At 56.5% G+C, this 22,172-nt stretch carries 23 protein-coding genes and 1 riboswitch; of the genes, 12 read left to right on the top strand and 11 right to left on the bottom strand.

Annotated features, from left to right (window positions below; all coding sequences use genetic code 11):
- Positions 1-18 precede the first annotated feature (18 nt).
- Positions 19-426, bottom strand: coding sequence for a hypothetical protein (locus ABVF61_RS16735; RefSeq protein WP_353994672.1), 408 nt, complete (start codon positions 424-426; stop codon positions 19-21).
- Between the two features lie 136 nt (positions 427-562).
- Here ABVF61_RS16735 and ABVF61_RS16730 point away from each other — a divergent pair, with 136 nt between their 5' ends.
- Positions 563-2,350, top strand: a complete 1,788-nt coding sequence (locus ABVF61_RS16730) for an HTTM domain-containing protein (protein ID WP_353994671.1) — start codon at positions 563-565, stop codon at positions 2,348-2,350.
- 6 nt (positions 2,351-2,356) lie between these two features.
- Here the strand turns inward: ABVF61_RS16730 and ABVF61_RS16725 are convergent, their stop codons facing one another.
- Positions 2,357-2,869: a GNAT family N-acetyltransferase gene (locus tag ABVF61_RS16725; RefSeq protein WP_353994670.1), complete on the bottom strand. Its 513-nt coding sequence runs from the start codon at positions 2,867-2,869 to the stop codon at positions 2,357-2,359.
- 509 nt (positions 2,870-3,378) lie between these two features.
- Between ABVF61_RS16725 and ABVF61_RS16720 the strand changes: the two genes are divergently transcribed.
- On the top strand, positions 3,379-3,972 hold the full coding sequence (locus tag ABVF61_RS16720; protein WP_353994669.1) for an N-acetylmuramoyl-L-alanine amidase: 594 nt from the start codon (positions 3,379-3,381) through the stop codon (positions 3,970-3,972).
- A gap of 132 nt (positions 3,973-4,104) precedes the next feature.
- Here the strand turns inward: ABVF61_RS16720 and ABVF61_RS16715 are convergent, their stop codons facing one another.
- A complete protein-coding gene (locus ABVF61_RS16715) occupies positions 4,105-4,809 on the bottom strand; it encodes a glutathione binding-like protein (RefSeq protein WP_353994668.1) in 705 nt (234 codons plus the stop codon).
- Positions 4,810-4,976: 167 nt separating this feature from the next.
- Here ABVF61_RS16715 and ABVF61_RS16710 point away from each other — a divergent pair, with 167 nt between their 5' ends.
- From ABVF61_RS16710 to ABVF61_RS16690, 5 genes are all read left to right on the top strand, one after another.
- Positions 4,977-5,189 (top strand): SlyX family protein, encoded by a 213-nt coding sequence (locus ABVF61_RS16710; RefSeq protein ID WP_353994667.1) that lies wholly within the window; start codon positions 4,977-4,979, stop codon positions 5,187-5,189.
- Positions 5,190-5,286: 97 nt separating this feature from the next.
- Complete coding sequence (locus ABVF61_RS16705) at positions 5,287-6,300, top strand: efflux RND transporter periplasmic adaptor subunit (protein WP_502950006.1); 1,014 nt, start codon at positions 5,287-5,289, stop codon at positions 6,298-6,300.
- Positions 6,300-7,535 (top strand): ABC transporter permease, encoded by a 1,236-nt coding sequence (locus ABVF61_RS16700; protein ID WP_502949975.1) that lies wholly within the window; start codon positions 6,300-6,302, stop codon positions 7,533-7,535. The genes ABVF61_RS16705 and ABVF61_RS16700 overlap by 1 nt, the downstream gene beginning before the upstream one ends.
- Entirely contained in the window at positions 7,532-8,254 is a 723-nt protein-coding gene (locus ABVF61_RS16695) for an ABC transporter ATP-binding protein (protein ID WP_353994665.1), read from the top strand. The genes ABVF61_RS16700 and ABVF61_RS16695 overlap by 4 nt, the downstream gene beginning before the upstream one ends.
- A gap of 58 nt (positions 8,255-8,312) precedes the next feature.
- A riboswitch (SAM-I-IV-variant riboswitch) is annotated at positions 8,313-8,436 on the top strand.
- 44 nt (positions 8,437-8,480) lie between these two features.
- On the top strand, positions 8,481-8,768 hold the full coding sequence (locus ABVF61_RS16690; protein ID WP_353994664.1) for a hypothetical protein: 288 nt from the start codon (positions 8,481-8,483) through the stop codon (positions 8,766-8,768).
- 13 nt (positions 8,769-8,781) lie between these two features.
- Here the strand turns inward: ABVF61_RS16690 and ABVF61_RS16685 are convergent, their stop codons facing one another.
- The 3 genes from ABVF61_RS16685 to ABVF61_RS16675 form a co-directional block, all read right to left on the bottom strand.
- On the bottom strand, positions 8,782-9,120 hold the full coding sequence (locus ABVF61_RS16685; protein ID WP_502950005.1) for an acyl-CoA thioesterase: 339 nt from the start codon (positions 9,118-9,120) through the stop codon (positions 8,782-8,784).
- A 231-nt stretch (positions 9,121-9,351) separates the two neighbouring features.
- Entirely contained in the window at positions 9,352-9,573 is a 222-nt protein-coding gene (locus tag ABVF61_RS16680; protein WP_353994662.1) for a hypothetical protein, read from the bottom strand.
- Positions 9,564-10,067, bottom strand: a complete 504-nt coding sequence (locus ABVF61_RS16675) for a group III truncated hemoglobin (protein ID WP_353994661.1) — start codon at positions 10,065-10,067, stop codon at positions 9,564-9,566. Before ABVF61_RS16675 ends, ABVF61_RS16680 begins: the two co-directional genes overlap by 10 nt.
- A gap of 97 nt (positions 10,068-10,164) precedes the next feature.
- On the opposite strand from ABVF61_RS16675, the gene ABVF61_RS16670 reads away from it, so the two are divergent.
- Positions 10,165-10,587, top strand: coding sequence for an RrF2 family transcriptional regulator (locus ABVF61_RS16670; protein WP_353994660.1), 423 nt, complete (start codon positions 10,165-10,167; stop codon positions 10,585-10,587).
- A gap of 146 nt (positions 10,588-10,733) precedes the next feature.
- Here ABVF61_RS16670 and ABVF61_RS16665 read toward each other — a convergent pair whose 3' ends face one another.
- From ABVF61_RS16665 to ABVF61_RS16650, 4 genes are all read right to left on the bottom strand, one after another.
- Complete coding sequence (locus ABVF61_RS16665) at positions 10,734-11,423, bottom strand: Crp/Fnr family transcriptional regulator (RefSeq protein ID WP_353994659.1); 690 nt, start codon at positions 11,421-11,423, stop codon at positions 10,734-10,736.
- Between the two features lie 217 nt (positions 11,424-11,640).
- Positions 11,641-12,438, bottom strand: a complete 798-nt coding sequence (locus tag ABVF61_RS16660) for a ChbG/HpnK family deacetylase (protein WP_353994658.1) — start codon at positions 12,436-12,438, stop codon at positions 11,641-11,643.
- A 106-nt stretch (positions 12,439-12,544) separates the two neighbouring features.
- A complete protein-coding gene (locus tag ABVF61_RS16655) occupies positions 12,545-14,035 on the bottom strand; it encodes an ArnT family glycosyltransferase (RefSeq protein WP_353994657.1) in 1,491 nt (496 codons plus the stop codon).
- Between the two features lie 19 nt (positions 14,036-14,054).
- Positions 14,055-15,215, bottom strand: a complete 1,161-nt coding sequence (locus ABVF61_RS16650; RefSeq protein WP_502950004.1) for a glycosyltransferase — start codon at positions 15,213-15,215, stop codon at positions 14,055-14,057.
- A 385-nt stretch (positions 15,216-15,600) separates the two neighbouring features.
- Between ABVF61_RS16650 and hisS the strand changes: the two genes are divergently transcribed.
- Genes hisS through hisG form a run of 3 tightly spaced genes read left to right on the top strand, consistent with a single transcriptional unit; the run spans position 15,601 to position 19,200 of the window.
- Positions 15,601-17,067 (top strand): histidine--tRNA ligase, encoded by a 1,467-nt coding sequence (gene hisS / locus ABVF61_RS16645; protein WP_353994655.1) that lies wholly within the window; start codon positions 15,601-15,603, stop codon positions 17,065-17,067.
- A 3-nt stretch (positions 17,068-17,070) separates the two neighbouring features.
- The gene (locus tag ABVF61_RS16640) at positions 17,071-18,228 is read left to right on the top strand and encodes an ATP phosphoribosyltransferase regulatory subunit (RefSeq protein ID WP_353994654.1); all 1,158 of its coding nucleotides are present in this window, start codon (positions 17,071-17,073) and stop codon (positions 18,226-18,228) included.
- 3 nt (positions 18,229-18,231) lie between these two features.
- Positions 18,232-19,200, top strand: coding sequence for an ATP phosphoribosyltransferase (gene hisG, locus ABVF61_RS16635; protein ID WP_353994653.1), 969 nt, complete (start codon positions 18,232-18,234; stop codon positions 19,198-19,200).
- Between the two features lie 27 nt (positions 19,201-19,227).
- On the opposite strand, the gene ABVF61_RS16630 is transcribed toward hisG, so the two are convergent.
- The gene (locus ABVF61_RS16630; RefSeq protein ID WP_353994652.1) at positions 19,228-19,752 is read right to left on the bottom strand and encodes a flavodoxin domain-containing protein; all 525 of its coding nucleotides are present in this window, start codon (positions 19,750-19,752) and stop codon (positions 19,228-19,230) included.
- Positions 19,753-20,131: 379 nt separating this feature from the next.
- Here ABVF61_RS16630 and ABVF61_RS16625 point away from each other — a divergent pair, with 379 nt between their 5' ends.
- A complete protein-coding gene (locus ABVF61_RS16625) occupies positions 20,132-22,153 on the top strand; it encodes a hypothetical protein (protein ID WP_353994651.1) in 2,022 nt (673 codons plus the stop codon).
- Positions 22,154-22,172: the final 19 nt, after the last annotated feature.

Below are 22,172 nucleotides of genomic sequence, written 5' to 3'. Positions count from 1 at the left end.
CGCATCAACAGGCGAAAATCAGGCCCAGTTTATCCGGACACCCGCACTGAACATCACAGTCAGGCTGACCGCAGTGGCTACGACTCCAGCTGATGCAGCCTCAATCCATTCGCTTTTCGGTGGACCAAGACGACCCAAAGCCCGGCCGGTATATGGACTTTGATATTCAGGGGTGGGCTCCAGCGGCCAATCATCTTTTTGAAGTCCATTGCTGATCGTTTTGTCGGCCGGAGCTTCAACGCAAACGCTCTGGACAACCAACGGCACCACGCGCTGCGGAATATTCTCTGCATAGACTGTTCCATAAGAGACCGACGGAAGCGACAAGCTGCTACTGGTGACCGAAGACGCGGTAAACAAAGCCGCGAATAACAGAAAAATTGCAGCCGACAGCACCTTCACCCAACCTGCTTGACCAAAAGTCATTTCGCCCTCCGACCATCGCAGCCGTGCATCACCGAAAGCGCCTGCCGGCTTGATCAAAATCTTTACGATAGGTCGCTATGCTCGTGAGGAATTCAAGATCCTGGTATGACGTTTGTCGCCAGCAGCGGTGGATCACTTGGCGGTTAGATTGGCGTCCTTTCGGACGGTTTTTGGGATAGACCTTCGTACGCTGGCTTTGTTCCGCGTCCTGCTCAGTATTTGGATTCTCATCGATCTCGGCATGCGGGCGCGTGATCTCGTCGCTCATTACACCGACTTTGGCGTGATGCCGCGGGCCGTTCAAATCGAGCATCTTTATGCCACCACCTGGTCTTTTCATCTGGCAAACGGATCGGCTTGGTTCCAGGCCATTCTGTTTATCCTGGCCGGACTTGTCGCTGTTGCCCTCATGTTTGGCTGGCGCACGCGCGTGATGACCGTGCTCTCTTGGGCGTTGCTGCTGTCGCTTCAAAACCGAAACACATTCATCCTGTCCGGTGAAGACAATCTGGCGCTCCTGTTGTTGTTCTGGGCAATGCTCCTGCCACTCGGCGCACGTTATTCGGTCGACGCAGCCTTGACACGATCGAACCCGTTTCCCGCAAACGCGTATTTTTCCATCGCGACGACAGCTCTGTTGATACAGGGCATGTCGATGTATTTCTTCAGCGCCCTCCTGAAAACCCACCCCATCTGGGTTAGCGAAGGCACAGCGGTATATTACGCGCTCCAGCTAGACTATCTGGTCACGCCGTTTGCGCTCTGGTTCCGCCAATTCCAAGACCTCATGACGGGACTGACCTACTACGTCTACCTTCTGGAACTGATCGGGCCGATCCTCATTTTTTCTCCTGTTTTTCACCGGACATTCCGCACGGTCTTCATGCTGGCCTTTATCAGCATGCATGTTGCTTTCGCGCTCTTTCTCGAGATCGGATTCTTCCCATACATCTCGATCACCATGAACTTGTTATTCATGCCGGCCTGGATGTGGGACAAAATCGCGGAACTTTTGCCAGGCCGCGCGCGCGCACCGGTTGCCATCTGGTTCGACCGTGGTTGCGATTTTTGTGAAAAGACATGCAACTTGCTGAAAGTCTTCCTGTTTCTTGCAAAAACGCCAGTCCGTCCGGCACAGGACGAGCCAGAAATCGGCAAAGAGCTCGAGGCCAGGAACTCATGGGTCCTGACAATCGGCGACGAGCGCTTTTACAAGTTTGAAGCACTCGGCAGGCTTGTGTCGGCTGCGCCTTTCTTCTGGCCGTTAGGCTGGTTTATGAGACGCCCATTTCTACAAAAGGGCGGAAACACATTCTACGATTGGGTCGGGCGGAACCGCTCCCTTTTCTCGCGCGTTACCGCTTTTTGCCTTCCCTGGCAAAAAACGCCACCCCGCTATGGCGCGATGACGCAGATCGTTGCCGCACTGTCTCTTTTCTTTGTAACGATGCAGAATGTGTCGACGCTGCCAGCACTCGGCGTGTCGCTTCCAAATCAGTTCGTTGCAGTGCGCCAGGCATTAGGCCTTTATCAGAACTGGACCATGTTCGCGCCCTATCCTGAGATGACCAGTCCGTGGCCTGTCATTGAAGGAGAACTTACCGACGGGACGATGGTGGATGTCTACACTGGCAACATCGGACTTGCGGATTTCAACAAGCCGGATGTCGTTTCACTTACCTACGCGAACTACCGATGGCGTAAGTTTCTCTCCAATCTGGAAGACCAGACTTACGAGGACAGGACGCAGGTGCTCGCTCTGAACTACGCTCGTTTTCTGTGCCGGGACTGGACAGCGAATGCCGCAGAGCGAGCCGGCTTGTCAAACTTCGTCATCTTTTTTCAGATTGAGCGCACGCCCCCGCCCGGCGAGACAAAAAATATCGAGACGCGGCAAGTGTGGACCCATGACTGCCACGCCTAGAGCAGCCTATGTCACATCCTGACCAGCAAGCCGCAGCGTCATGAAGTAGTCGTCATGCGAGACCCCATCGATCCGCACGCTGTCGCGGTAGGTTGCGGCGCGCTCGAAGCCATAGCGCTCATAAAACCGGATTGCCCGGGCGTTTTGCGTATCGACAAAGAGTTCCAGTTGCTCGACCCCTACTGACCGTGCTTCCTCGATAACGCCGGACATCATTTGACTGGCGGCACCCGTTCCCTGATATCCTGACGTGACGAAAAACGGACCCAGTTCAGCGCGGTGGCGCATACGCTGCAATAACGCGCGCCGAAACCCGCAAAACCCGACCAGCTTGTCCTGTTCGAAAACACCACGTTGGCCGCCCGCTTTGAGAATCTCGCCAGCGCGCTCCAGGCTCGTCATCTCTGTCTCTTGCAGCGTCACCAGAAACCCGAGCGGAAAGTCGCGAGCGCCTTCGAGCCGGAGCTCCTGCCATTGCGCAGCGTCGTCTGCGTCCAGTCGTCTGTATTCAAAAGCCATGGGCCCATCGGTGCTCGTGAAAGACGGCGGCATTGTGGTTGACTGGAAGAAACCGGCCTTCTGTGTTCGTGAAACACAACCGATTGTTCCCGGGATCGAAAAGCAGTTTGGCTGTGACGAACGCCTCCCAAGCCGTATTCCGAGATGGGTTGCCTCTCTTCGACAATTTGACCAATCACCCGGGTTTTGGTGCTATTGAAAGAGAGAGCCCCCAGACAAGATTTAACCAAAAGATCTTCGACCAGTATCGCCGTTTTTCACCGATGGTTATTCCATTCGCTCGTCGCACCATTAATCCAATTGCGATCTATAATTTACGCATATGATGTAGACAATTTCCGCCAACAAATCTTTGATTGGCGATTTCAACCTCGAAACTGTACCGCATCTGCGTCACTTTTTACCATACGAAACTGATTTCGAATTTTTAGAAGTATAAACTTGCTCAACCTGGAGTTTATGCTACTTTTAGTAGTTGTTTCTACAAGGATCTATTTGGGGGACGTTTAATGGCAGTTTCAAAACCACAAAGAATTGTGATGCATTGGACAGCTGGAAAATACGAAATGTCCGCCAGCGACTTCGAAAAATATCATGAAGTCGTGGAAGGTGACGGCACGCGGCGGCTATGCAAACGGCGGCCGGAAGCCAACAACGATGTCAACGATGGTGACTACGCCGCACATGTTCGTGCGAAAAACACGGGATCTATCGGCCTTGCAATGTGCTGCATGGAAGGGGCGAAAGAAAGACCATTCCGGCAAGGCAAATTTCCCATGACTGAGGGACAACTGGACGTCTTCGTTGAAATGGTTGCCGAGTATGCGGAGACCTATGACATTCCGATCGATCGACGCCATGTGCTGTCGCATGAAGAAGTCGATGTTACGCTTGGCGTCTCACAGGACAAATGGGACATCATGTGGTTGCCGCACATGTCAAAACCGGACGATGTCGTTGCAGTTGGCGATCATTTGCGCGAACGAATAATCAACGCGCGCGATAAGAAGTTCCGTTCGCGCGGTCGTGATCGAGAGGCAATGTATGACGACGACTCTCTTATCGACCGGATCGTTGAGCGTTTGAAAAACGAGCTCGGCTAGTGTTCTGGTCGATCGTTTTCGCTTGCATGGCAAAAAGGAAAGGAAACAATCGATGTCCGAGGCATATCTCGGACACCGCCGCGCGATTAAATTTCTAGTATTGCAGAGAACCGCGCGGCGTTACGTCAAGAACTAGTCCCGTGCAGGGATATTGATTGCCTTCTGGCTTGCAGGCCGCGCCATGCACGTGTCGACCCAACGCACCACATTCTTGAAATCGTGATAACCGACAACATCCGCAGCTTCATAGAAGCCGTTGATGTTTCGGGCCCAGGTCCAGGATGTGATGTCGGCGATCGTGTAGTCGTCCCCCATGATGAAAGTGCGGCCGTCGAGCTGTCCGTCGAGGACTTTCAGGAGCCGTTTAACCTCATCCCGGTAGCGTTCGAATGGTCGGCGATCCTCATACTCCCTGCCGGCAAACTTGTGAAAGAAACCCAGCTGGCCGGTCATGGGTCCGAAGCCGCCCATTTGCCACATGACCCACTGGATCGCCTGATATTTTTCGGCCGGATCTTCGGGCAAGAATTGTCCGGTTTTCTCGGCAAGATAAATCAGGATCGCGCCCGATTCCCAAAGCGCCAGCGGTTTGCCGCCGGGTCCATCCGGGTCGACAATGGCGGGGATCTTGTTGTTCGGATTGAGTGAGAGGAATTCCGGTGTCATCTGGTCGTTGGTGCCAAAATCGACCTTGTGTGCCTCATACGGCAGTCCGGTCTCCTCCAGCATGGCCGAGACCTTGATGCCGTTCGGTGTCGGCAACGAGTACAATTGAAGCCGGTCGGGGTGTTCTGCAGGCCATTTCTTGGTGATCGGGAAATCGGACAGGACGCTCATGGTGATCTCTCTGTTTTTTGCCCCGGCACCTCCTGCCAGGATCCCGAAGCTCATATAACACTCAACACTTCAGTTTAAACCCATCGCCGAGTTGCGATGAATAGAATTGTTCTTCAAACGCAATGCGCCTATACCTGCCGCTGCCGCAGACGCAAAGGAACACTCCCATGACACAGGATCACGAGGCGCGGATCGAGCAGCTTGAAATCGATCTGGCTCATGCCAACCGCACGATCGATGATCTGAACACCATGGTTGTCGAGCAAGGCAAGCAAATCGATCGTCTGACGCGGCTGGTATCCCAGATGACGGATCAGGTAGAAGAACTGGCAGAACAGGTTCTTCCCGCCCACCAGATCGACAAGCCGCCGCACTATTGAGCCGGCGAAATGCGCAAACGTCCTTGTCGTCTTTGATCCATGACATGGATACCGCACCGCGAGTGTCTAAACTTGGGGCAACTCACTCAGGTGCATGATGCGTTCCCTTCGATATCCCGCTCTCTTTCTTTTTCTTGCTGCATGTGTTGCAGCACTCGTTTTTTGGGGAACCCGTCCACCTGAAGCGACATTCGCTCAGCCTTTCAAGGGACGCGCCGCGGAGATTGTGTATGCAACCGCTGTTGTGGAACCGGTCAGATGGGCAAAAGTAACGAGCATTATCCGCGAACGCGTTATCTCGCTTTGCGGCTGCGAGGGCATGGAAGTCAAGCAGGGTGACCAGATCGCGGAACTGGACAGCGGTGATGCACGGGCAACGCTTGCAGAACTTGAGGCGCGGCTGGCGTTGGCACAATCGGATCAGGAGCGCGCTTTTCAACTTCTTGAGCGACGCGTTGTCAGCCAGCAGGTTTTCGACAAGGCACAAAACGAGGTGATCCGCATGAATGCGATGATTGCCGCTCAGAAGGAAAGGCTGCGGGACTATGTGATCACCGCACCGATGGATGGCATCGTTCTGCGTCAGGACGGTTCTGTCGGGGAGGTTCCCGAGCCGGGTGAAATCCTGTTCTGGATCGGACAACCCACGCCGCTTCAGCTTGTGGCGGAAGTCAATGAAGAAGACATTCCGAAGGTGACGAAAGGCCAGCTTGCACTCATTCGATCAGACGCCTTTCCGGACGAGGACCTCGCGGCAACGGTGTCGCGCATCACGCCCAAGGGTGATCCGGTCCTGAAAAACTACCGTGTCTATCTCGATCTGCCGGATGACACACTTCTTCTGATCGGAATGACAACGGAGATCAACATCGTCACAAACGAAAAAGACGATGTGCTGCTGGTGCCGCTGGCTGCCTTTGACGGTTCGACCGTTCAAGCACTGGACGAGCAGGACCGCGTAACCTTTGTCACTGTCAAGACCGGCATTCGCGGAACAAGATCGGTCGAAGTCCTTGAAGGGTTGAGCGAAGAAAGCCGCGTCCTGCTCCCATTCCGGGGGGACCTTGCCGAGGGCGACAAGGTCGCACCGGTAAGCGGAGGTTCGGGCTGATGATGCTCCTGAAAATCGCTGCAACGCACGTTCGCAACCGGATGCGGCAAACCGTGGTGTCGACGCTGGGTGTCGCGCTCGGTGTCGGTTTTTCGGTTGCGATGGCAAGCCTCATGGAGGGTTCCCAGCGGGATTTCATGACAACGCTGATCGAGGCGATACCGCATGTGGAGATCCGGGATGAGCAGCGCGCGCCCGCCCAACAACCGGCAACCGCGCTTTACGATGCTGTCGCGTTTCACGGATTGCGGCCGCTGGAGGATCTGCGTGGCATTCGCAACCCCACCGAAGCAATAGCTTCCTTACGCGAATGGGTGCAGGGCGAATTCGCGCAACGGCTGAGTGGTCAGGCGGTTCTTCGCTACAGCGGCCAGGACATCGGCATGACGCTTGTTGGCGTCGTTCCCGGACGTGAACTGTCGGTCTCCAAAATCAGCGAAGATATGCGACTGGGGAGTTTTAAAGCGCTCGATACGACTTCAAACGGCCTGGTGATCGGACGCAAGGCCGCCGACCGCCTCGGTGCCGATCTGGGCGATACCGTTATTCTGACGTCTGCGGGCGGGATTGCAAAGCGGTTCAAGATTGTCGGGTTGTTTCACACAGGTGTTACGACGAGCGACGAAGGGCTCGCCTATGCACCTCTCAAGGCCGTTCAGATCCTGCTTGAAAAACCCAATATTATCAATGGCATTTCCATCCGCCTTGCCGATATCGGACAAGCGAATGCCATCGCAGCACGTGCAGAGCGTCAGTTGGGCTACAAGGCAGTTTCCTGGGAGGAAGCGAATGAAGGGCTCATGGAGGCTTTCGTCGTTCGCAACGCCATCATGTACACGGTCGTCGGCGCAATCCTCGTTGTTGCCGGGTTCGGGATCTTCAACATTGTGTCCACGATCGTCCACGAAAAGGCTCGTGATATCGCGATCCTGAAGTCCCTCGGGTTTCCTGAAAGGGACATCCAGCAGATTTTCGTGCTGGAAGGTCTCGTCATCGGCATTCTTGGTGCGATTGTCGGATGTCTGCTCGGGTTTGGTTTGTCGAGTTATCTGGCCACCGTGAAATTCGAGGTCACAACGGACATCGAGATGACCAGACTTCCGATCCACTTTTCCTATCTTCATTATGTGCTTGCGTGTTCCTTGGCTTTGTTTTCCTCGGCGGTAGCGGGTTTCATTCCTGCCAGAAAGGCGGCAAAGCTCAACCCGGTGGACATCATTCGAGGCGCGACATGACTCCCGCCGCAGCGCTACAAAGCGAAACTGACGGTAGTCTTCTGGAAGCCAAGGGTCTGACCAGAATTTTGCCCGCTGTCGTTCCGGTCACGCTCGTTGAAGACGTCAACTTCAAGATTGAACAAGCAGAGTTTGTTGCGATCACAGGCCCATCCGGCTCCGGAAAATCGTCCCTGCTCTACCTGCTCGGATTGCTCGACCGCCCGACAGCTGGAGACATGCTGATCGAAGGCACCCGAACCGCAGATCTTTCGTCTGCCGATTTGGCCAAGTTGCGACTTCAGAAAATCGGCTTTGTCTTTCAGTTTCACTTTCTGCTGCCGGAATTTACGGCGCTTGAAAACATCCTGATCCCGATGCAGAAACTCGGTGCCCTTCCCGTCAGGAGCCAGATTGACCATGCAAAGGGTCTCTTGGCCGATCTCGGCCTGGAAGATTACCTCAACCGCCGCCCGGCGCAGCTATCGGGCGGCCAGCGCCAACGTGTCGCTGTCGCGCGCGCGCTTGCCAATTCGCCGGACCTTATCCTGGCCGATGAACCGACCGGAAGTCTGGATTCCAAGGCCACCGAACAGGTTTTTGACAGCCTGCAATCGATCGTCAAAAGGCAAAACACAACGGTTGTTGCCGTCACACACGATATGGAGCTGGCGTCACGGATGAAGCGAAGAATTCATCTCGTGGATGGGCGCGTGGACTATGATCGCCGTCAGCCGTAAGGACGAAATCAACTTTTTGCGGGTAGCTTGCAAAGCAGAAAAAGTCATGTCATAAGCCCCTCATCATCAAGAGAAGGGCTGGCGCCCTCGCCAACCTGCCAAACCGGGCAAGGTGGTTTCCGCAACAGGGATGCGGCCGGATGGAACCTCAAAGAGGCGTTCCGGCAACAAAGCGGTTTGATTGCATGCGCCAGTCCTCCTCGGGAAACCGATGGAGGATTTTTTGTTGAGTGAGCCTATTTCCGGACGAGCGGCGTTCCTTGTCGAACACCACCAGGCGGTGAAAGCAACTTTCGCCGATACGACTGTCTGGCTGAAGGCTGCTGAAGACTGCGTGATGATGCGCATCAAGAGCCGGAGGATCATTGGCGGTCTTCCGAGGCACAAAGCGCCCTTGTCGCGGGAGCAGCGGATCGACCGCCTACAGAACCTGTTACAACTTTGGGCTTGCGGCTGCACCAGTGCGCTCGACGAAGACCTGTTTGCAGATATCCTGAACAGACGTGAGCCTTGATCTCAGCTCGTGCTCAATTGGGCACGGGGCGTGGCCGCCCGCCATCGTCAACCGATACGAAGGTGAAATGAGCTTCCGTTACCTTTTCACGGTGGCCGTAGCGGTGCCGAAGCGCCCAGGCTTCGAGCCTGATTTCCATTGATGTGTTTCCAACCTTGACGACATCGGTGTAGACGCACAAAACGTCTCCGACGTGAACCGGGCGGATAAACTTCATCCGGTCGACAGCGATGGTCACCACCCTGCCCTCGGCCCGCTGACCGGCAGCGATCCCTCCGGCAAGGTCCATTTGCGACAACACCCAACCTCCGAAGATGTCTCCGGCCGCGTTCGTGTCAGCCGGCATCGCCATTGTGCGAAGGGTCAATTCGCCCGACGGCTTGTCCTCTTCGTTGCTCACGCTTACTCCTCCGTTACAAGTCATGAAAAGACTAACGGGAGACAGGCAGATCACAAGCTCTTCTTGTCAGATCACCAGCATCAGGATCGCCATGATCCACAGCGGAAGTGGCGCGGCAATCCAGATCAGGAGGATCGGCAGGCCGCGTGGTAGGAATTTCGAGACCGACATACGTTTTCCTTTCTAGCTGAACACCGGCATCTCAAACACGGTCAGGACGACGAGTGCTGCCATACCGGCGAAAAAGGCAAGTTTAGCGCTGCCGATCAGTGTCCGTCCGGCAATATCGAGTTTCGGCAGGGGCAGGTCTTTGGAATCCAGATACATCGATGTCAGCATCAGCGTGAACACGGTGAACCAGACGACCACGAGGGCTTCCGCCAAAAGAACAATTGCTACCAGCATGCTCCGCTCCATTCAGAGTGTTGCGATGTCAATTCAGGAGGAGGCATGGAACCCGCATGCCCGAATGTCGCGAGCCAGAGGCTCTGTGCGATCCGTTCGGCAACGGCAATAATCTCGTCGGCGATTTCCGGTACGAAGAGTTCGCGCACAACCGGACGGAACACAGACAGCCAGTCCGCATAGTCCGAACTGACGACCTCTTTCAGTTTCAAATGAGCAGGTACCGGTTTGCCTTTGTACGCGCCGTTCTTCAGCAGAACCGACTGCCAGAAGGCCTCCATCTTCGGCAGATGATCTTCCCATTTGCCATCCAGCCGCTTGTTGAAGATGTCACCCAGCCGCGGATGCTCACGAATGCATCTGTAGAACGTATGAACCATGACCTGGATCGCGTGCACATCTACCGTCTCATACCGGCGCAGCCGATCTCCTGTATCTGAGACCGGACGAGGGCTGAGCTTGTATCTGTCGGCACCGGATATGGGACTTTCCATCACTCTCTCCATAACATTCATTTAAAATGCATCTTTTAAATGCCACATGCCGCAGTTAAAATCAACATCTCAAATGAATGTTTTATGGGACCCTGCCATGCGCCTCAGTCAGGCCAGTGATTTTGCCTTGAGAATTCTGATGGCCACAGGTCAGTCGGAGAGCCCCCAGACCGTCGACAGGCTCAGCACGGAACTTGGTCTGGCCAAGTCGCATGTCATGAAAATCGTCGCGCAGTTGGGACGCAATGGCTACCTCGAAACAACGCGCGGTCGTGGAGGCGGCATCCGTCTGGGCCGGTCGCCGGATGCGATTCGTCTCGGCGATGTCGTCCGGCTGATCGAACCGGACCTGGGCGTGGTCGCCTGTTTGAAGCCGGAAGCGACCGTTTGTGCGTTTCTGCCGCGCTGCGCACTCAAAGGGGCCATGGCGCGCGCCTCCGACGCTTTTCTCGACAGCTTAAACACGGAAACACTGGCAACGATCCTGGCGGGAACGCAGCGCGCGGCTTTGCCCGGATAGTTTTCAGGCGTTCCCGCGACTGGACGGAAGAAAGCGATATCCGGCAATTCCGCCGGTCGGGTATGTCACCCCCGTGGAGATGACACGTTCGCAACCGGCACTTGTCATTGCCGGTCATAACAGCACGTATTTTCGAAAACAGCAGATCAAAGCGTTGCCGCCTGCTCCAGAAACGCGAGATCCTCAAGGCAGTAATAACCGGATATCCGGCTGATGGTGCCGGACCGTTTCCAGTCGTTCAGGACACGGCTGACGTTTTCGCGGGCTGCGCCGGCCATGTTGGCGATATCCGCCTGGCTGAGCTTGTAGTGAATGAGGGTTCGTCCGTCGTCCAGCGGTTTTCCGAAGGTCTCGGACAACTGCAACAGGGTCTGCGCCACGCGCCCGGGCAGCGGCAGGAACGATCTGGCCGCCAGAACGTCGTTGGCATGCCGCAAACGTTTGCCGACAATCGACAGCATGTGCCGGTAAACGGCAGGGTGTTCATCGGAAAACCTCTGGAATGCAGCCTTGTCGATGAATGCAAGCTGCGCTTCCTTCAAGGCGCTGACCGTCGCCGAGCGTGGACGGCCGTCCAGCAGCGCCAGTTCTCCCACCAGATCACCCGGCCCCAGAACCGCCAGAAGCTGTTCATCACCCTCGACGGAAAGCAGAGACACTTTCAGCGACCCTTCCAAAACAGCATAACAACCATTCCCGGGATCGCCGTTTTCGAACAGGATCGTCCCGGCCGCGATCTTCATGGGACGGGCAAGACGCGATAGCCCAACTGCCAATTCCGGCTCAAGCCCTTCCAACGAAAAGCTGTTTTTCAAGAAGTCTTTTATTTCTGCCACACCTACCCCCTGCCAAGGACGTTCACGACATAAAATTGATCCCACACGCAATCCTGTGATTTCCATCACGTGCGTTCAAGAAAAAAATACCTATATCATAAGTCATGGAAGCGGGGCCGCCCCTCCCCCCTTCCTGACCTCCACGAAAAACGGCTCTGTTCCCCGCAGAGCCGTTTTTTCGTTCCGCAGTTCAAATTCGCGCGAAGTCAGCCGATTTTCAGTTCAAAAACACGTCTTTCCGATCGAGCGTTTGAAAAAACCGCGTGCTTTTGAGCACTTCATACTGACATTCACGTATGGCAATTTTTTTGCGAGGCTCGTTCCGCATCAGCCTGTCATCCGATTTTCCCGGGATCGCCGCAACAAAACTCCGGTCGCTCATGCCGTCGAAATGGTTGAGCAACAAACCCTGCAGTTCTTCAACATCACTGGTCTGCGGCAACGGGTTGCCCTTGGGCAGCACTTGCAGATTGTAGGACTTGGCAACACGCGCCAGCCGCAAGGTCTTGAACCCGGACCGCACCGGAGAAATCACCAGTGGCGGCGTTTCGAAATCTGCGCGATCGATTGCCTTGAACACGATCCTGGCAAGTGACATTCGAGCCAAAAGACCCTCGCGAACGGCCACGAAATCCGGCGGACGCTGCATCAGCACGCTGTAGCGCGCGAGCTGTGCAAGCGATTCTTCAAACAAAAGCTCATCAGGCAAAAGTCTGAAGAAAGCTCTCCTGTTGATTTGCTCCCGCGTGAGCATGCGCTCACCGTAAATGTCCTGCATGCGCGTGCTGACCGGCGCGACCCTGTCGCCGCTGAACGCCAACGTGATTCCAAAGAGAACCTGCTTGCCGACCGTGTCGGCGACTTCCTGCAAAGGTCTGAACTCGCGCGGCCAGAGCTCGGTCGTCACCAGCGCGCCCACTGCACTCAAACGGCCATGTTCGGCCAGATCGCGCAGAGCGCGGTCAACGCCAAAGGCGAGACCGTAGTCCAGTGCACCGAGTGTAATTCGCTTCATATAATCCGACAGGCAGGCAGGTGAATCAGTCTTCTGCCTTTTCCCTGCGGCATTCGAAGTGGCTTTGCAAGTCTCAAATAGAGCTGTTTGATAGGTAAGCTGACCGTTAGCGGAGCACCAAAGGCTCAAAAACCGGTCCCTTCAGACCGTCAACCTTGTAGACGACCAGCTCTTCCAGAGGCACACCCTTCACCTTGCGCTCCAGCACGGCGAGTTCCTCAACCGTTTCAAATGACTTTTCCAGATCACCCGACTTGTCGCGGCGCTTTTCGGTGATGTAGAGGCCCGGCTGCTGAAAGAGGGTCTCATCCGGATCCGGCATCATGATGTATCGTATGCGTTCGGTCACCTGAATAACGGGCAAGGTATCCTTCATCAGAAAATCGACTTGTCCGTTGAGGCCATAGCTCATGGTCAGGATGTATGCTGCATCTTCCTGTTCAGCCAACTGCTTCACCGAAGCTTTTATCTCTTGCCAACCGCGCAACTGGAAGGTCGGATCCTTGCGCGCAAATTGGCCGGTGAATGTCCAAACGGCATGAGACTGAACCAGGACGGCGACCAAAATTCCAAGGCCAGCACCGGCAACGGCGACTTTCCGCCAGAACTGCTGGTCGGGCCGCAAGGATCCGACAAAGACCGCCGCCATCATGGCAAAGGCGGGGAAGAGCGGCGCGGGCCAGTTGGCCTGAACGCGGGAATGCAGCGAGTGATAGGTCAGATAGAGAAGAAACGGCAGAGTCGTGAGCAATATCAGGGACGCGGCATTTTCTCTCGCGCGGACTGACTTGAAGAGCATTGCGCCTCCCGCGGCGGCCAGTATCGCGATCAAAGGGTTCAACAACCCGACGAGCGCACCCAGAAACTCAAAGATAAATTTGGCCGTGAAACCACCGCTGCCTGCGCGGCCGAATTGCTTGTAGAAACTCGCCCACTCATGCAGGTGGTTCCAGTAGAGAACCGGAGAGAAACAAATGAGCGCGATGATGCCACCCGCCCATAATTGCCAGGTGCCGAACCAGCGGCGGGCTTCCGGCACCCAAACGAGCCAAAAGACAATGCCCGCTCCCAGGAACAGGAGCGAATACTTGGACAAGAGGCCAAGGCCAGCCATCAGTCCGACCAGCAGCCACCAATACGGATTTTTCGAAACGGAGAGTTCGGCAAGCGCCCAAAGGGTCAGGCCCCAGAAGACGACTGAAGGGGCATCCGGAGTGGCAAGAATCCCGCCAACCCCGATCAGGAGGCTGGTGTTGAGGAAAAGAACCGCCCAGCCGGCGATGCGTCGATCGAAGAAGATCGTGGCCGTCCGCCAGAGCGCGAGAGAGCCGACGAGACCGGACGTGACTACCAGCACCCGCAAGGCAAAGACGGTATCGCCGAAGAGCGCCTGTCCCGCGGCAATCCACCAGCCGATCATCGGCGGGTGGTCATAATAGCTCAGCGCCGGAAAAAGACCCCATAGCCTGTAGTACGCCTCGTCCTCAACGATATAGGCGTTGGCGGCTGCAAACAGCTTGATCACCGTCAGAAGCCCGACGATCAGCACCAGCCCTACCGGCCGGAGAAAAAACGGCAGATCTTCTGTTTTTGCCACGCTGTCTACTGCCCGGTTGTCAGGACTTCCGCCATGTGAGCGCAGAGCTCGCGGCATAGTTCCACACAGCCCCCATGACCGCACCAGCCGTGCCGGCCAGCCACCAATAGGCCGGATCTGCATAGATCAGGTTGGCGACGCCGACATTTGCCAGCACGCCCACCGAGCAGACGGCATAGAAGGTCAAGAGGCCGATCAAAGCCCTGAAACCGCGCAAGCGCCGGTCGCGATATGTCAGCTGATTGTTCAGGAAGAAGTTCGAGGTCATCGCAACGAAAGACGCTGCGGTCTGTGCGAGGTTGAATTCCAGTCCCCCGAGAAGGAAAAAACGCAAGGCCAGAAGATGGACGAACAGGCCGCTTGCCCCGACGAGGCCGAACATCAGGAACCGCGTGGAAACGATATCGCCGAAATACTTGGAAAGCAGCAGACCGAAATAGTCCAGCGTCACCAACGTATCCAGTTTGCTCTCCCCGTGTTGGCGTTCGCGGAACGTGAAGGGAAGTTCCTTGATTTTGAGAGTTCCGTTCGCACTGGACACGAGATCGAGCAGGATCTTGAACCCCTGCGGCGACAGCTTGGAAGCCAGTGCCTCAGCCTTGTCCCGGCGCACCATGAAGAAACCGCTCATCGGATCGCTCAAGGTCACGTTCAAAAGTTTCTGGGCCAAACCGTTCGCGATGTTCGAGCCCCAGGCCCGGATCGCCGAAAGCCCTTCACCGACAGTGCCACCAGCGACTTTGCGGCTGGCCACCACAAGGTCTGTTTTATCCGATTTGATGGCCTCAAACATCTTCGGTAGCAGGGTTTCGTCATGCTGCAAGTCGGCATCCATCACGGCGACATAAGGTGCGGAAGACGACAGAATGCCTTCGATGCAAGCCCCTGAAAGCCCGCGCCTGCCGATCCTTCGGATCACGCGGATGCGGGGGTCGGTCCCTGCAATAGAGCGGGCCACTTCAGTGGTTCCATCCGGGGAATTGTCGTCGACGACAATCGCCTCCCAGGCAATACCGGCAAGCGCTTTATCGAGAAGACCTACCAGGATCGGGATATTCTTGGCCTCGTTGAAACTTGGCAAGATGATGCTCAGTTCGGCAGCGCGCGCATCGCGAGGCTGCCGGGCCCCATCCCGGCTCTCGTCTTCAATGCCTTGTGCAATGCTGGCTGCGCTTTCCATATTCCAACCTTTTTCGCCGATTTCGCCCTTGGCGGGCACCAGGCGATATACACCTGCAGAATTGCGCGGACCATAACCTGACATGGGTTAAATACAAGCAAAGACAAACCGCCTGCCTGCTGCCCTTCATCTTTCCACGTCTGTTTTGACCAGATCCTTGTCTTGGTGTGCCCCCTATTGCCTGCAAGTGTGATGCAAACAAGGCAGCGGCAGGTCCATTTCGCGTTCCGGCAAACACGGTCTCCAACCCCGCCCTGTTATGCGCTTTTCTCCAACCTTGCTCTCAACCCCGCTTTCGTCTAGGACAACCGCAACTGTCTGAGTGCCGGTTGCCGCAAAATTGCTGGTGCAATCGGCCAGGAACTCGCCGGGATCTGACGACTTCATGGCCAAAAAACCGAATAAACTGAAGGCCCGCCTGCCGCGGGGCTTTCTTGACCGCTCTGCCGACGACATTCGCGCAACCGACGAGATGATCGGCAGGATCCGCGCTGTCTACGAAAAATACGGGTTTGACCCGGTCGAAACACCGGCCTTTGAATTCACCGATTGCCTCGGAAAATTCCTGCCGGACACCGATCGTCCGAATGCCGGTGTCTTTTCGGTACAGGACGAAGACGACCAGTGGATGAGCCTGCGTTACGACCTGACAGCTCCGCTTGCGCGCCACGTTTCGGAAAACATCAACGAGATCCAGCTGCCTTATCGCACCTACCGTGCCGGGTGGGTGTTCCGGAACGAAAAACCGGGTCCGGGCCGTTTCCGCCAGTTCATGCAGTTCGATGCCGATACAGTTGGCGCTCCGGGCGTCCAGGCAGATGCGGAAATGTGCATGATGTTTGCCGACACTATGGAGGCGCTCGGCATTGCACGCGGTCAGTATGTCATTCGAGTCAACAACCGGAAGGTTCTGGACGGTGTTCTGGAGTCCATCGGGCTCGGCGGAGAAGAAAATGACGAGCGCCGTCTGACGGTACTTCGGGCCATCGACAAGCTCGACAAGTTTGGCATTGAAGGTGTGCGCCTGTTGCTGGGCGAAGGGCGCAAGGACGAGAGCGGTGACTTTACCAAGGGCGCTGGCCTTGATGCATCCGCGATCGAAAAAATCACAGACTTTGTCTCGGGCACCGGTTCTCTTGAAAATGATGGCATCGCTGAATTGAACACGATGGCCGCCATGTTCAAGGCGTGCGGATACGAAGAAGACCGCATCAAGATCGATCCGTCGGTCGTGCGCGGCCTTGAGTATTATACCGGCCCTGTCTACGAAGCCGAATTGCTGTTCGACGTCACCAATGAGAAGGGTGAGGTCGTCCAGTTCGGTTCGGTCGGCGGCGGCGGACGTTATGACGGTCTCGTCAAGCGCTTCACAGGGCGCGACGTTCCGGCAACCGGGTTTTCCATGGGTGTTACGCGGCTGATGACCGCCTTGAAGAACCTCGGGAAGCTGGGGTCTTCGGATGTTGTCGCACCCGTCCTGGTCACGGTGATGGATGGCGATGTCGATGCGCTCGGCCGTTATCAGAAAATGGTTCAGGACCTCAGAAGCGCCGGCATCCGGGCGGAGATGTATCAGGGCAACTGGAAGAAGTTCGGCAACCAGCTGAAATATGCCGACCGGCGCAACTGTCCGATCGCGATCATTCAGGGATCGGACGAACGGGGCGTCGGTGAACTCCAGATCAAGGACCTGATCGAAGGCAAACGGCTTTCGGAAGAAATTACCGACAACATCACGTGGCGCGAAAGCCGTCCGGCGCAGATCACGGTCAAAGAGGCAGACCTTGTTGAAACCGTGCGCGGTCTACTGGACGCTCAGGCGGATGATCGCCGGCGTCAGAGCGAGGGTTGAACCATGGCGGCGGCTCAGAAAAGCGGCTTGGACCCGAAGAAGATCGAAACTGTGCTGGCTCTGTTCAAGGACGCCGGACATGATCTTGTGAACCCGCCGATCCTGCAGCCGGCCGACGTCTTTCTCGATCTGACAGGCGAAGACATCCGCCGCAGACTGTATCTGACCCAGGGAACCGACGGCACAGACCTTTGTCTGCGCCCGGACTTCACTATCCCCGTTGGCCGCCAGCATGTTGCCTCAGGCACGGCGAAACTGCCCGCGGCCTATTGCTACAACGGTCCCGTGTTTCGTCAGAGGCCGGACGGCCTCGGTGAAATCCCACAGCTTGGCGCGGAAAGCCTTGGCAGAACGGATACCGCGGAAGCCGATGCGGATCTGCTTGCTCTTTCAGATCGTGCGCTGGACGCCTTTGGTGCTTCGGGCATGGCCATTCGCATTGGAGATGAGGCGCTGTTTGCGGCCGTCCTTGCGGGGTTGGGTCTTCCGAATGTCTGGCGCCGGCGGTTGCGTGATCTCTTCGGCGAGACGGACAAGCTTGCGTCAGCGATTGATCGCATGGCCGGCGACAATGCCACTGACGACGACAGCCGGGATGTCCGTCTCGGGTTTCTGTCGGCGCTGGAAGGCGCGGATCCGGCAGCGGCCCACGCCGTCGTGGAAGACCTTTTGTCGATCGCTGGCATTTCGGCGGTTGGTGGCCGGACGCCCAGTGAAATCGCCGACCGGTTTCTGGAGCAAGCCGCCCTTGCAAGTGGTGCGCGCGGACACGATCAGGCAGCAAAGACACTTCGCGCGTATCTTGCCCTCAAAACCGATGGCGAAGCGGCCGTGCAAGCGCTCAGGGACTTCAGTGCATCCAACAAACTGGACCTAGACGCACCGATCGCCGCTTTCGAACGCCGATTGTCGGCCTTGACGGCAAAAGGGATTGCGCCATCGCGCCTGACCTTCGCCGCGGAATTCGGCCGCCGGCTTGACTACTATTCCGGCTTCGTCTTCGAAATCCATGCATCTTCCGGCGCCATCGGTGGCCCGCTCGTTGGAGGGGGCCGATACGACAAGCTGCTGACGCTGCTCGGTGCCGGTGAAAACGTTCCGGCCATCGGATTTTCCATGTGGCTGGACCGGATTGCCGCGAGTATCGAGGGCACGAGCTGAACCATGAGCAAGCTGATCATCGCCATTCCTTCAAAGGGCCGCCTGCAGGAAAACACGCACGCGTTTTTCGGGCGCGCCGGTCTGAAGGTTCTTCAGCCGGGTGGCGCACGCAATTACCGCGGCGCGATCAAGGGCCTCGACACCGTCGAGATCGCCTTCCTGTCAGCCTCCGAAATTGCCCGGGCACTTTCTGAAGGCACGGTTCATTTCGGCGTCACCGGTCTCGACCTTGTCGAGGAGAACATTTCCGACCCGTCGGCGACGGTTCACATCGTCACGCCTCTAGGTTTCGGACCAGCCGATGTGGTCGTTGCAGTGCCCAAGGCCTGGATCGATGTAGAGACGATGGCCGACCTCAGCGATGTCGCCTCCGACTTCCGAAGCCGGCACGGGCGGCGCCTGCGTGTTGCCACCAAATATGTCAATCTGACACGTTCCTTTTTTGCCGGGAACGGGATCGCCGACTACCGCATCGTGGAAAGTGCCGGTGCGACGGAAGGAGCGCCCGCGGCTGGTGCTGCTGAACTCATTGTCGATATCACGACAACCGGCTCCACGCTTCACGCAAACAACCTCAAGATCCTGAGCGACGGCGTCATTCTCAAGAGCCAGGCCAATCTCGTCGCGTCTCTTAACGCCGACTGGAATACTTCAGCCCTTTCTGGAGCCCGTGCGATCCTCGACCGCATTGCCGCAGAAGAAGCTGCCAGGAACGTAAAGCTGGTCAAAGCCGTTGTTGATGATCGCACGCAGGCGCTTCGTTCCGTTAGCAACGTCGGCGCAATTCAGCGCTTTTCCGAAAGCGACGATCCACACCGCGTCAACGTTCTGTGCCCTCAGGATGCAGTCGCCGATTGCGCCCAGCTCCTGATCGAGGAAGGTGCTGATACGGTAACGGTCGAGTCACTTGATTACGTATTCTCGCGTGAGAACCCGCTCTTTGCACCGCTGAAAGAGAAAGTGGACAGATGAACACCAGCTTACGCTGAAGCTGCTGTCTTACTTTTTGACAAAATCTGAGACAGTTGTGTCGAGCGCATCCCAGTCGGTGAACTCGCGTGTTTGAGCGAGTTCCTCATTGACATGGCCGGCAAGATCGCCTTCCAGCAAAGCCGATTTTTCAAACCAGTCGTAGTTACCGGGCTTGACTGCACCGGCCACCAATACCGTTTCCGACGGCTGCCAGCTTGCAGACTTCTGGAATGTGTCGATGTATCCCCTGGCTTCATCCCTGGTATCCGGAAAAGCCGCCGCAAGGCTCACACTCGCGAACAAAGTGGGCATCTTGGCGAACTGTTCCCGGTTCGCAAAAACGAATAATTCAAGATCGCCCTGATGCTTTGCCGAATGAACGGACCCGGCGATAATGGCCTTGTCAAAATCCGAAACGGCAAGGCCTCCGGAAACATCCCGCACGTTGTGATAAAGCACAAAGTGATCGTCGGCCGACAGGTTCGCCCCAATATGTTTCGCGACCTTTTCGGTGTGTCCCTCGGTGGATGCGTAGGCAATCAGAATTTTCAAGTCAGCACCTGTCCACTTGCATTCGACATTTCTACGCTAGCGCAAGGCTTGGCCGCCGATGATCCGTATCAACACGTGTTTTGCTTTCAAAATCGCGGCAAATTGTCCGTTCGGCGCTGAAATATGCGGAAAGCGTCGGCTTTGCGAACGTGACGCCTCCCGAAGCGCGTAAGCAAATTACCCAAGCAGTTGGAGCGCTTTGTGGACCCACATTACTCGGGATCGGCATCTGGTTCTACGCGAGCGCGAAGTTTCATCTCTTCACTTTCTGGAAGGGCGCAACCGCTCCTCAGGACCGGCCCTTAGATTGCCACGCGCTTTGAAGTGATGGCAGACTTGCTCCAGCGAGAGAGCGGAGGCTCCGGAGCCATTGGTGCAGATGAACAACATTGCAAATGCCGTCCGGCTGCTTGTGGCCATGGGCGGAATAGCCTCAGCGCCTGGGCTCAAGTCCGGGCTCGGCGTCTATGATGCCATTCGCAAAGTCGCATCGCGCCCGCCGAAGTCGGTTGCGAACATGGCAACTGATCTTACCAGAGCAGCCGAAACCGTGTTCAAAGGCTTTCGCGACGCTCCGCAAGACGCGGATGTGCGGTTTTTGCAAATGGTCGAGATCGGTCTGCTGGATCCGGGTGAGATCACTGCCGCCGGTATGGACCCAGTCGCCTGCGCCGACGCCATGCTCGCAAAAATCACTGACGATACCGACCCGACCGGGGAGCTGCGTCGCGCCGACACACAGGATCTTTTCCTTGCGATTGTCAGTCCGACACTGGCGCCACTGTTGCGCACAAAAGAGCACGCCGCCGACCTGACGCCCGCCTATATGGCGGACATGCTTCAGACAGCACACCGTATGGAAGACAAGATCGACAGCGTCTCCGACCGGCTGAACCACCTGGAAGCTCAAACGCGCGACACGCTCGAAGCCCTGGCGTTGAGGTTCGGTGAGCCCGAACCCGAAGCAATGACGCTTAAGGATCTTCGAGCTTTCCTGATCGGAAAGGCACGCGACTACCGCGCCCTCAAAGCGGAAGTCAAAGCTCTTCGCGGGACCAGCCAGCGGATCGATACCGTACTTTCTGGTGTCGATACCGCAATCACCGATCTGGATCTGGAGGAAGCCGATCGTCTTCTGAGTACGATCCGGGAGGCGACGAACGACGCTTTGCGTAAGCTTCTGGAAGACAACGCCAAAGTGATGGAGGCCCAGGCGCGCGTTGCGTTTCTGCGCGGCGACCCGCAAGAAGCGAAGAATTTACTGGTGACCGCCGCAAACAGCTTCGCAGTGGTGGATGCGGCCGAAAGCCATCGCCGGAAATTCGAGGCGGCAAGGCAAGTCCATGCTCATGGTAGCACCTACGGCGGCAGCGCCATTGAGGACGCGATTGATCTGGCTGAAAGCGCAATTCCAGAAGCCATGGGAGCTCTTCCTATCGGCGAATTGTTCGCGATGAACCATGATTATGCAACCATGCTCGATGCACAGGGGCGCATGCTGGCCGGGCAAGCTGCAACAGATTGTTTTGATCGGGCAGCAGAGGTTTATGGCTTTCTTCTCAAGACGCTTGAGATCGACGGTGGCAACGAGGCGACACGTGCGGCCGTTATTACAAGCCTTGCCAGCGTCCTGACGGAAAGGGCGCTGCGCGAGCCAGGAGGGCCCACCGAAGCGCACCTCAAAGACGCAGAACGCCATCTCGTCGAGGCGATCGAGATACTCGATGTGGAAACGGATCGCGCAAACTGGCTCGCTGCAAAAACTGGTCTTGCATCGACCCTGAGGCACCTCGCCAGCACCGACCCTGAAAAGGAACACACCTATCTGGTCCAGGCTGCGGATGCACTGGAAGACGTCGAAACTTATCTCTCGCGAGAAGACACTCCCGATGAATGGCGGATCAATCGCTACAATCAGGCGAATATTCTGACGCGAGTGGCCGTTTATCTTGAAGGCGCGTCACGGAGGAACCTTCTTCAAACCGCGTTCCGTTATTACACGGAAGCACTCGAACTGCTCTCTCCAGAGGACAATCCCATCGACTGGTCATCAACCCTTTTTGGCCGCGCTCTCTGCCTTTCCTTAATGGGAAATGCGGGCGGAGAAGAAGGATTGAGCGCGATGCGGTCGGCGATCGCTGACCTGCAACAAGTCCTTGAAATCCAGCAGAAGACCGGATCTGCCTACCCGGCGTCACAAACGCTCGTCACGATCGCCGCTGTGTTGGAAAGCATGGCGGACATGGAAAACTGCCCGGAGCCGTTGGCAGAACTCAAAAAAGCCGAGCAGTTCCTGGAGCTGGCGATCAATTCTTTCAAAGACGCGGAAGTCGAAGCGGACCTTGAGGAAGAAAGTCTTGCGTTGGAGAGAGTGAGAAGCAAGCGGGCCGCGCTTGAATAAGCGTTGAACCACTTCTCGA

Source organism: Roseibium sp. HPY-6 (genome assembly GCF_040530035.1).
In the GTDB taxonomy this organism is placed as follows: Bacteria; Pseudomonadota; Alphaproteobacteria; order Rhizobiales; family Stappiaceae; genus Roseibium.
The sequence above is the reverse complement of the archived record's forward strand: the minus strand, read 5'-3'. Positions and strand labels throughout refer to the sequence as shown.

Coding starts and splice junctions, on each gene's coding strand:
- ABVF61_RS16735 (WP_353994672.1), bottom strand. CDS start 426: ATGACTTTTGGTCAAGCAGGTTGGGTGAAGGTGCTGTCGGCTGCAATT.
- ABVF61_RS16725 (WP_353994670.1), bottom strand. CDS start 2,869: ATGGCTTTTGAATACAGACGACTGGACGCAGACGACGCTGCGCAATGG.
- ABVF61_RS16720 (WP_353994669.1), top strand. CDS start 3,379: ATGGCAGTTTCAAAACCACAAAGAATTGTGATGCATTGGACAGCTGGA.
- ABVF61_RS16715 (WP_353994668.1), bottom strand. CDS start 4,809: ATGAGCGTCCTGTCCGATTTCCCGATCACCAAGAAATGGCCTGCAGAA.
- ABVF61_RS16710 (WP_353994667.1), top strand. CDS start 4,977: ATGACACAGGATCACGAGGCGCGGATCGAGCAGCTTGAAATCGATCTG.
- ABVF61_RS16705 (WP_502950006.1), top strand. CDS start 5,287: ATGCGTTCCCTTCGATATCCCGCTCTCTTTCTTTTTCTTGCTGCATGT.
- ABVF61_RS16700 (WP_502949975.1), top strand. CDS start 6,300: ATGATGCTCCTGAAAATCGCTGCAACGCACGTTCGCAACCGGATGCGG.
- ABVF61_RS16695 (WP_353994665.1), top strand. CDS start 7,532: ATGACTCCCGCCGCAGCGCTACAAAGCGAAACTGACGGTAGTCTTCTG.
- ABVF61_RS16685 (WP_502950005.1), bottom strand. CDS start 9,120: ATGGCGATGCCGGCTGACACGAACGCGGCCGGAGACATCTTCGGAGGT.
- ABVF61_RS16680 (WP_353994662.1), bottom strand. CDS start 9,573: ATGCTGGTAGCAATTGTTCTTTTGGCGGAAGCCCTCGTGGTCGTCTGG.
- ABVF61_RS16675 (WP_353994661.1), bottom strand. CDS start 10,067: ATGGAAAGTCCCATATCCGGTGCCGACAGATACAAGCTCAGCCCTCGT.
- ABVF61_RS16670 (WP_353994660.1), top strand. CDS start 10,165: ATGCGCCTCAGTCAGGCCAGTGATTTTGCCTTGAGAATTCTGATGGCC.
- ABVF61_RS16660 (WP_353994658.1), bottom strand. CDS start 12,438: ATGAAGCGAATTACACTCGGTGCACTGGACTACGGTCTCGCCTTTGGC.
- ABVF61_RS16650 (WP_502950004.1), bottom strand. CDS start 15,215: ATGGAAAGCGCAGCCAGCATTGCACAAGGCATTGAAGACGAGAGCCGG.
- hisS (WP_353994655.1), top strand. CDS start 15,601: ATGGCCAAAAAACCGAATAAACTGAAGGCCCGCCTGCCGCGGGGCTTT.
- ABVF61_RS16640 (WP_353994654.1), top strand. CDS start 17,071: ATGGCGGCGGCTCAGAAAAGCGGCTTGGACCCGAAGAAGATCGAAACT.
- hisG (WP_353994653.1), top strand. CDS start 18,232: ATGAGCAAGCTGATCATCGCCATTCCTTCAAAGGGCCGCCTGCAGGAA.
- ABVF61_RS16625 (WP_353994651.1), top strand. CDS start 20,132: ATGAACAACATTGCAAATGCCGTCCGGCTGCTTGTGGCCATGGGCGGA.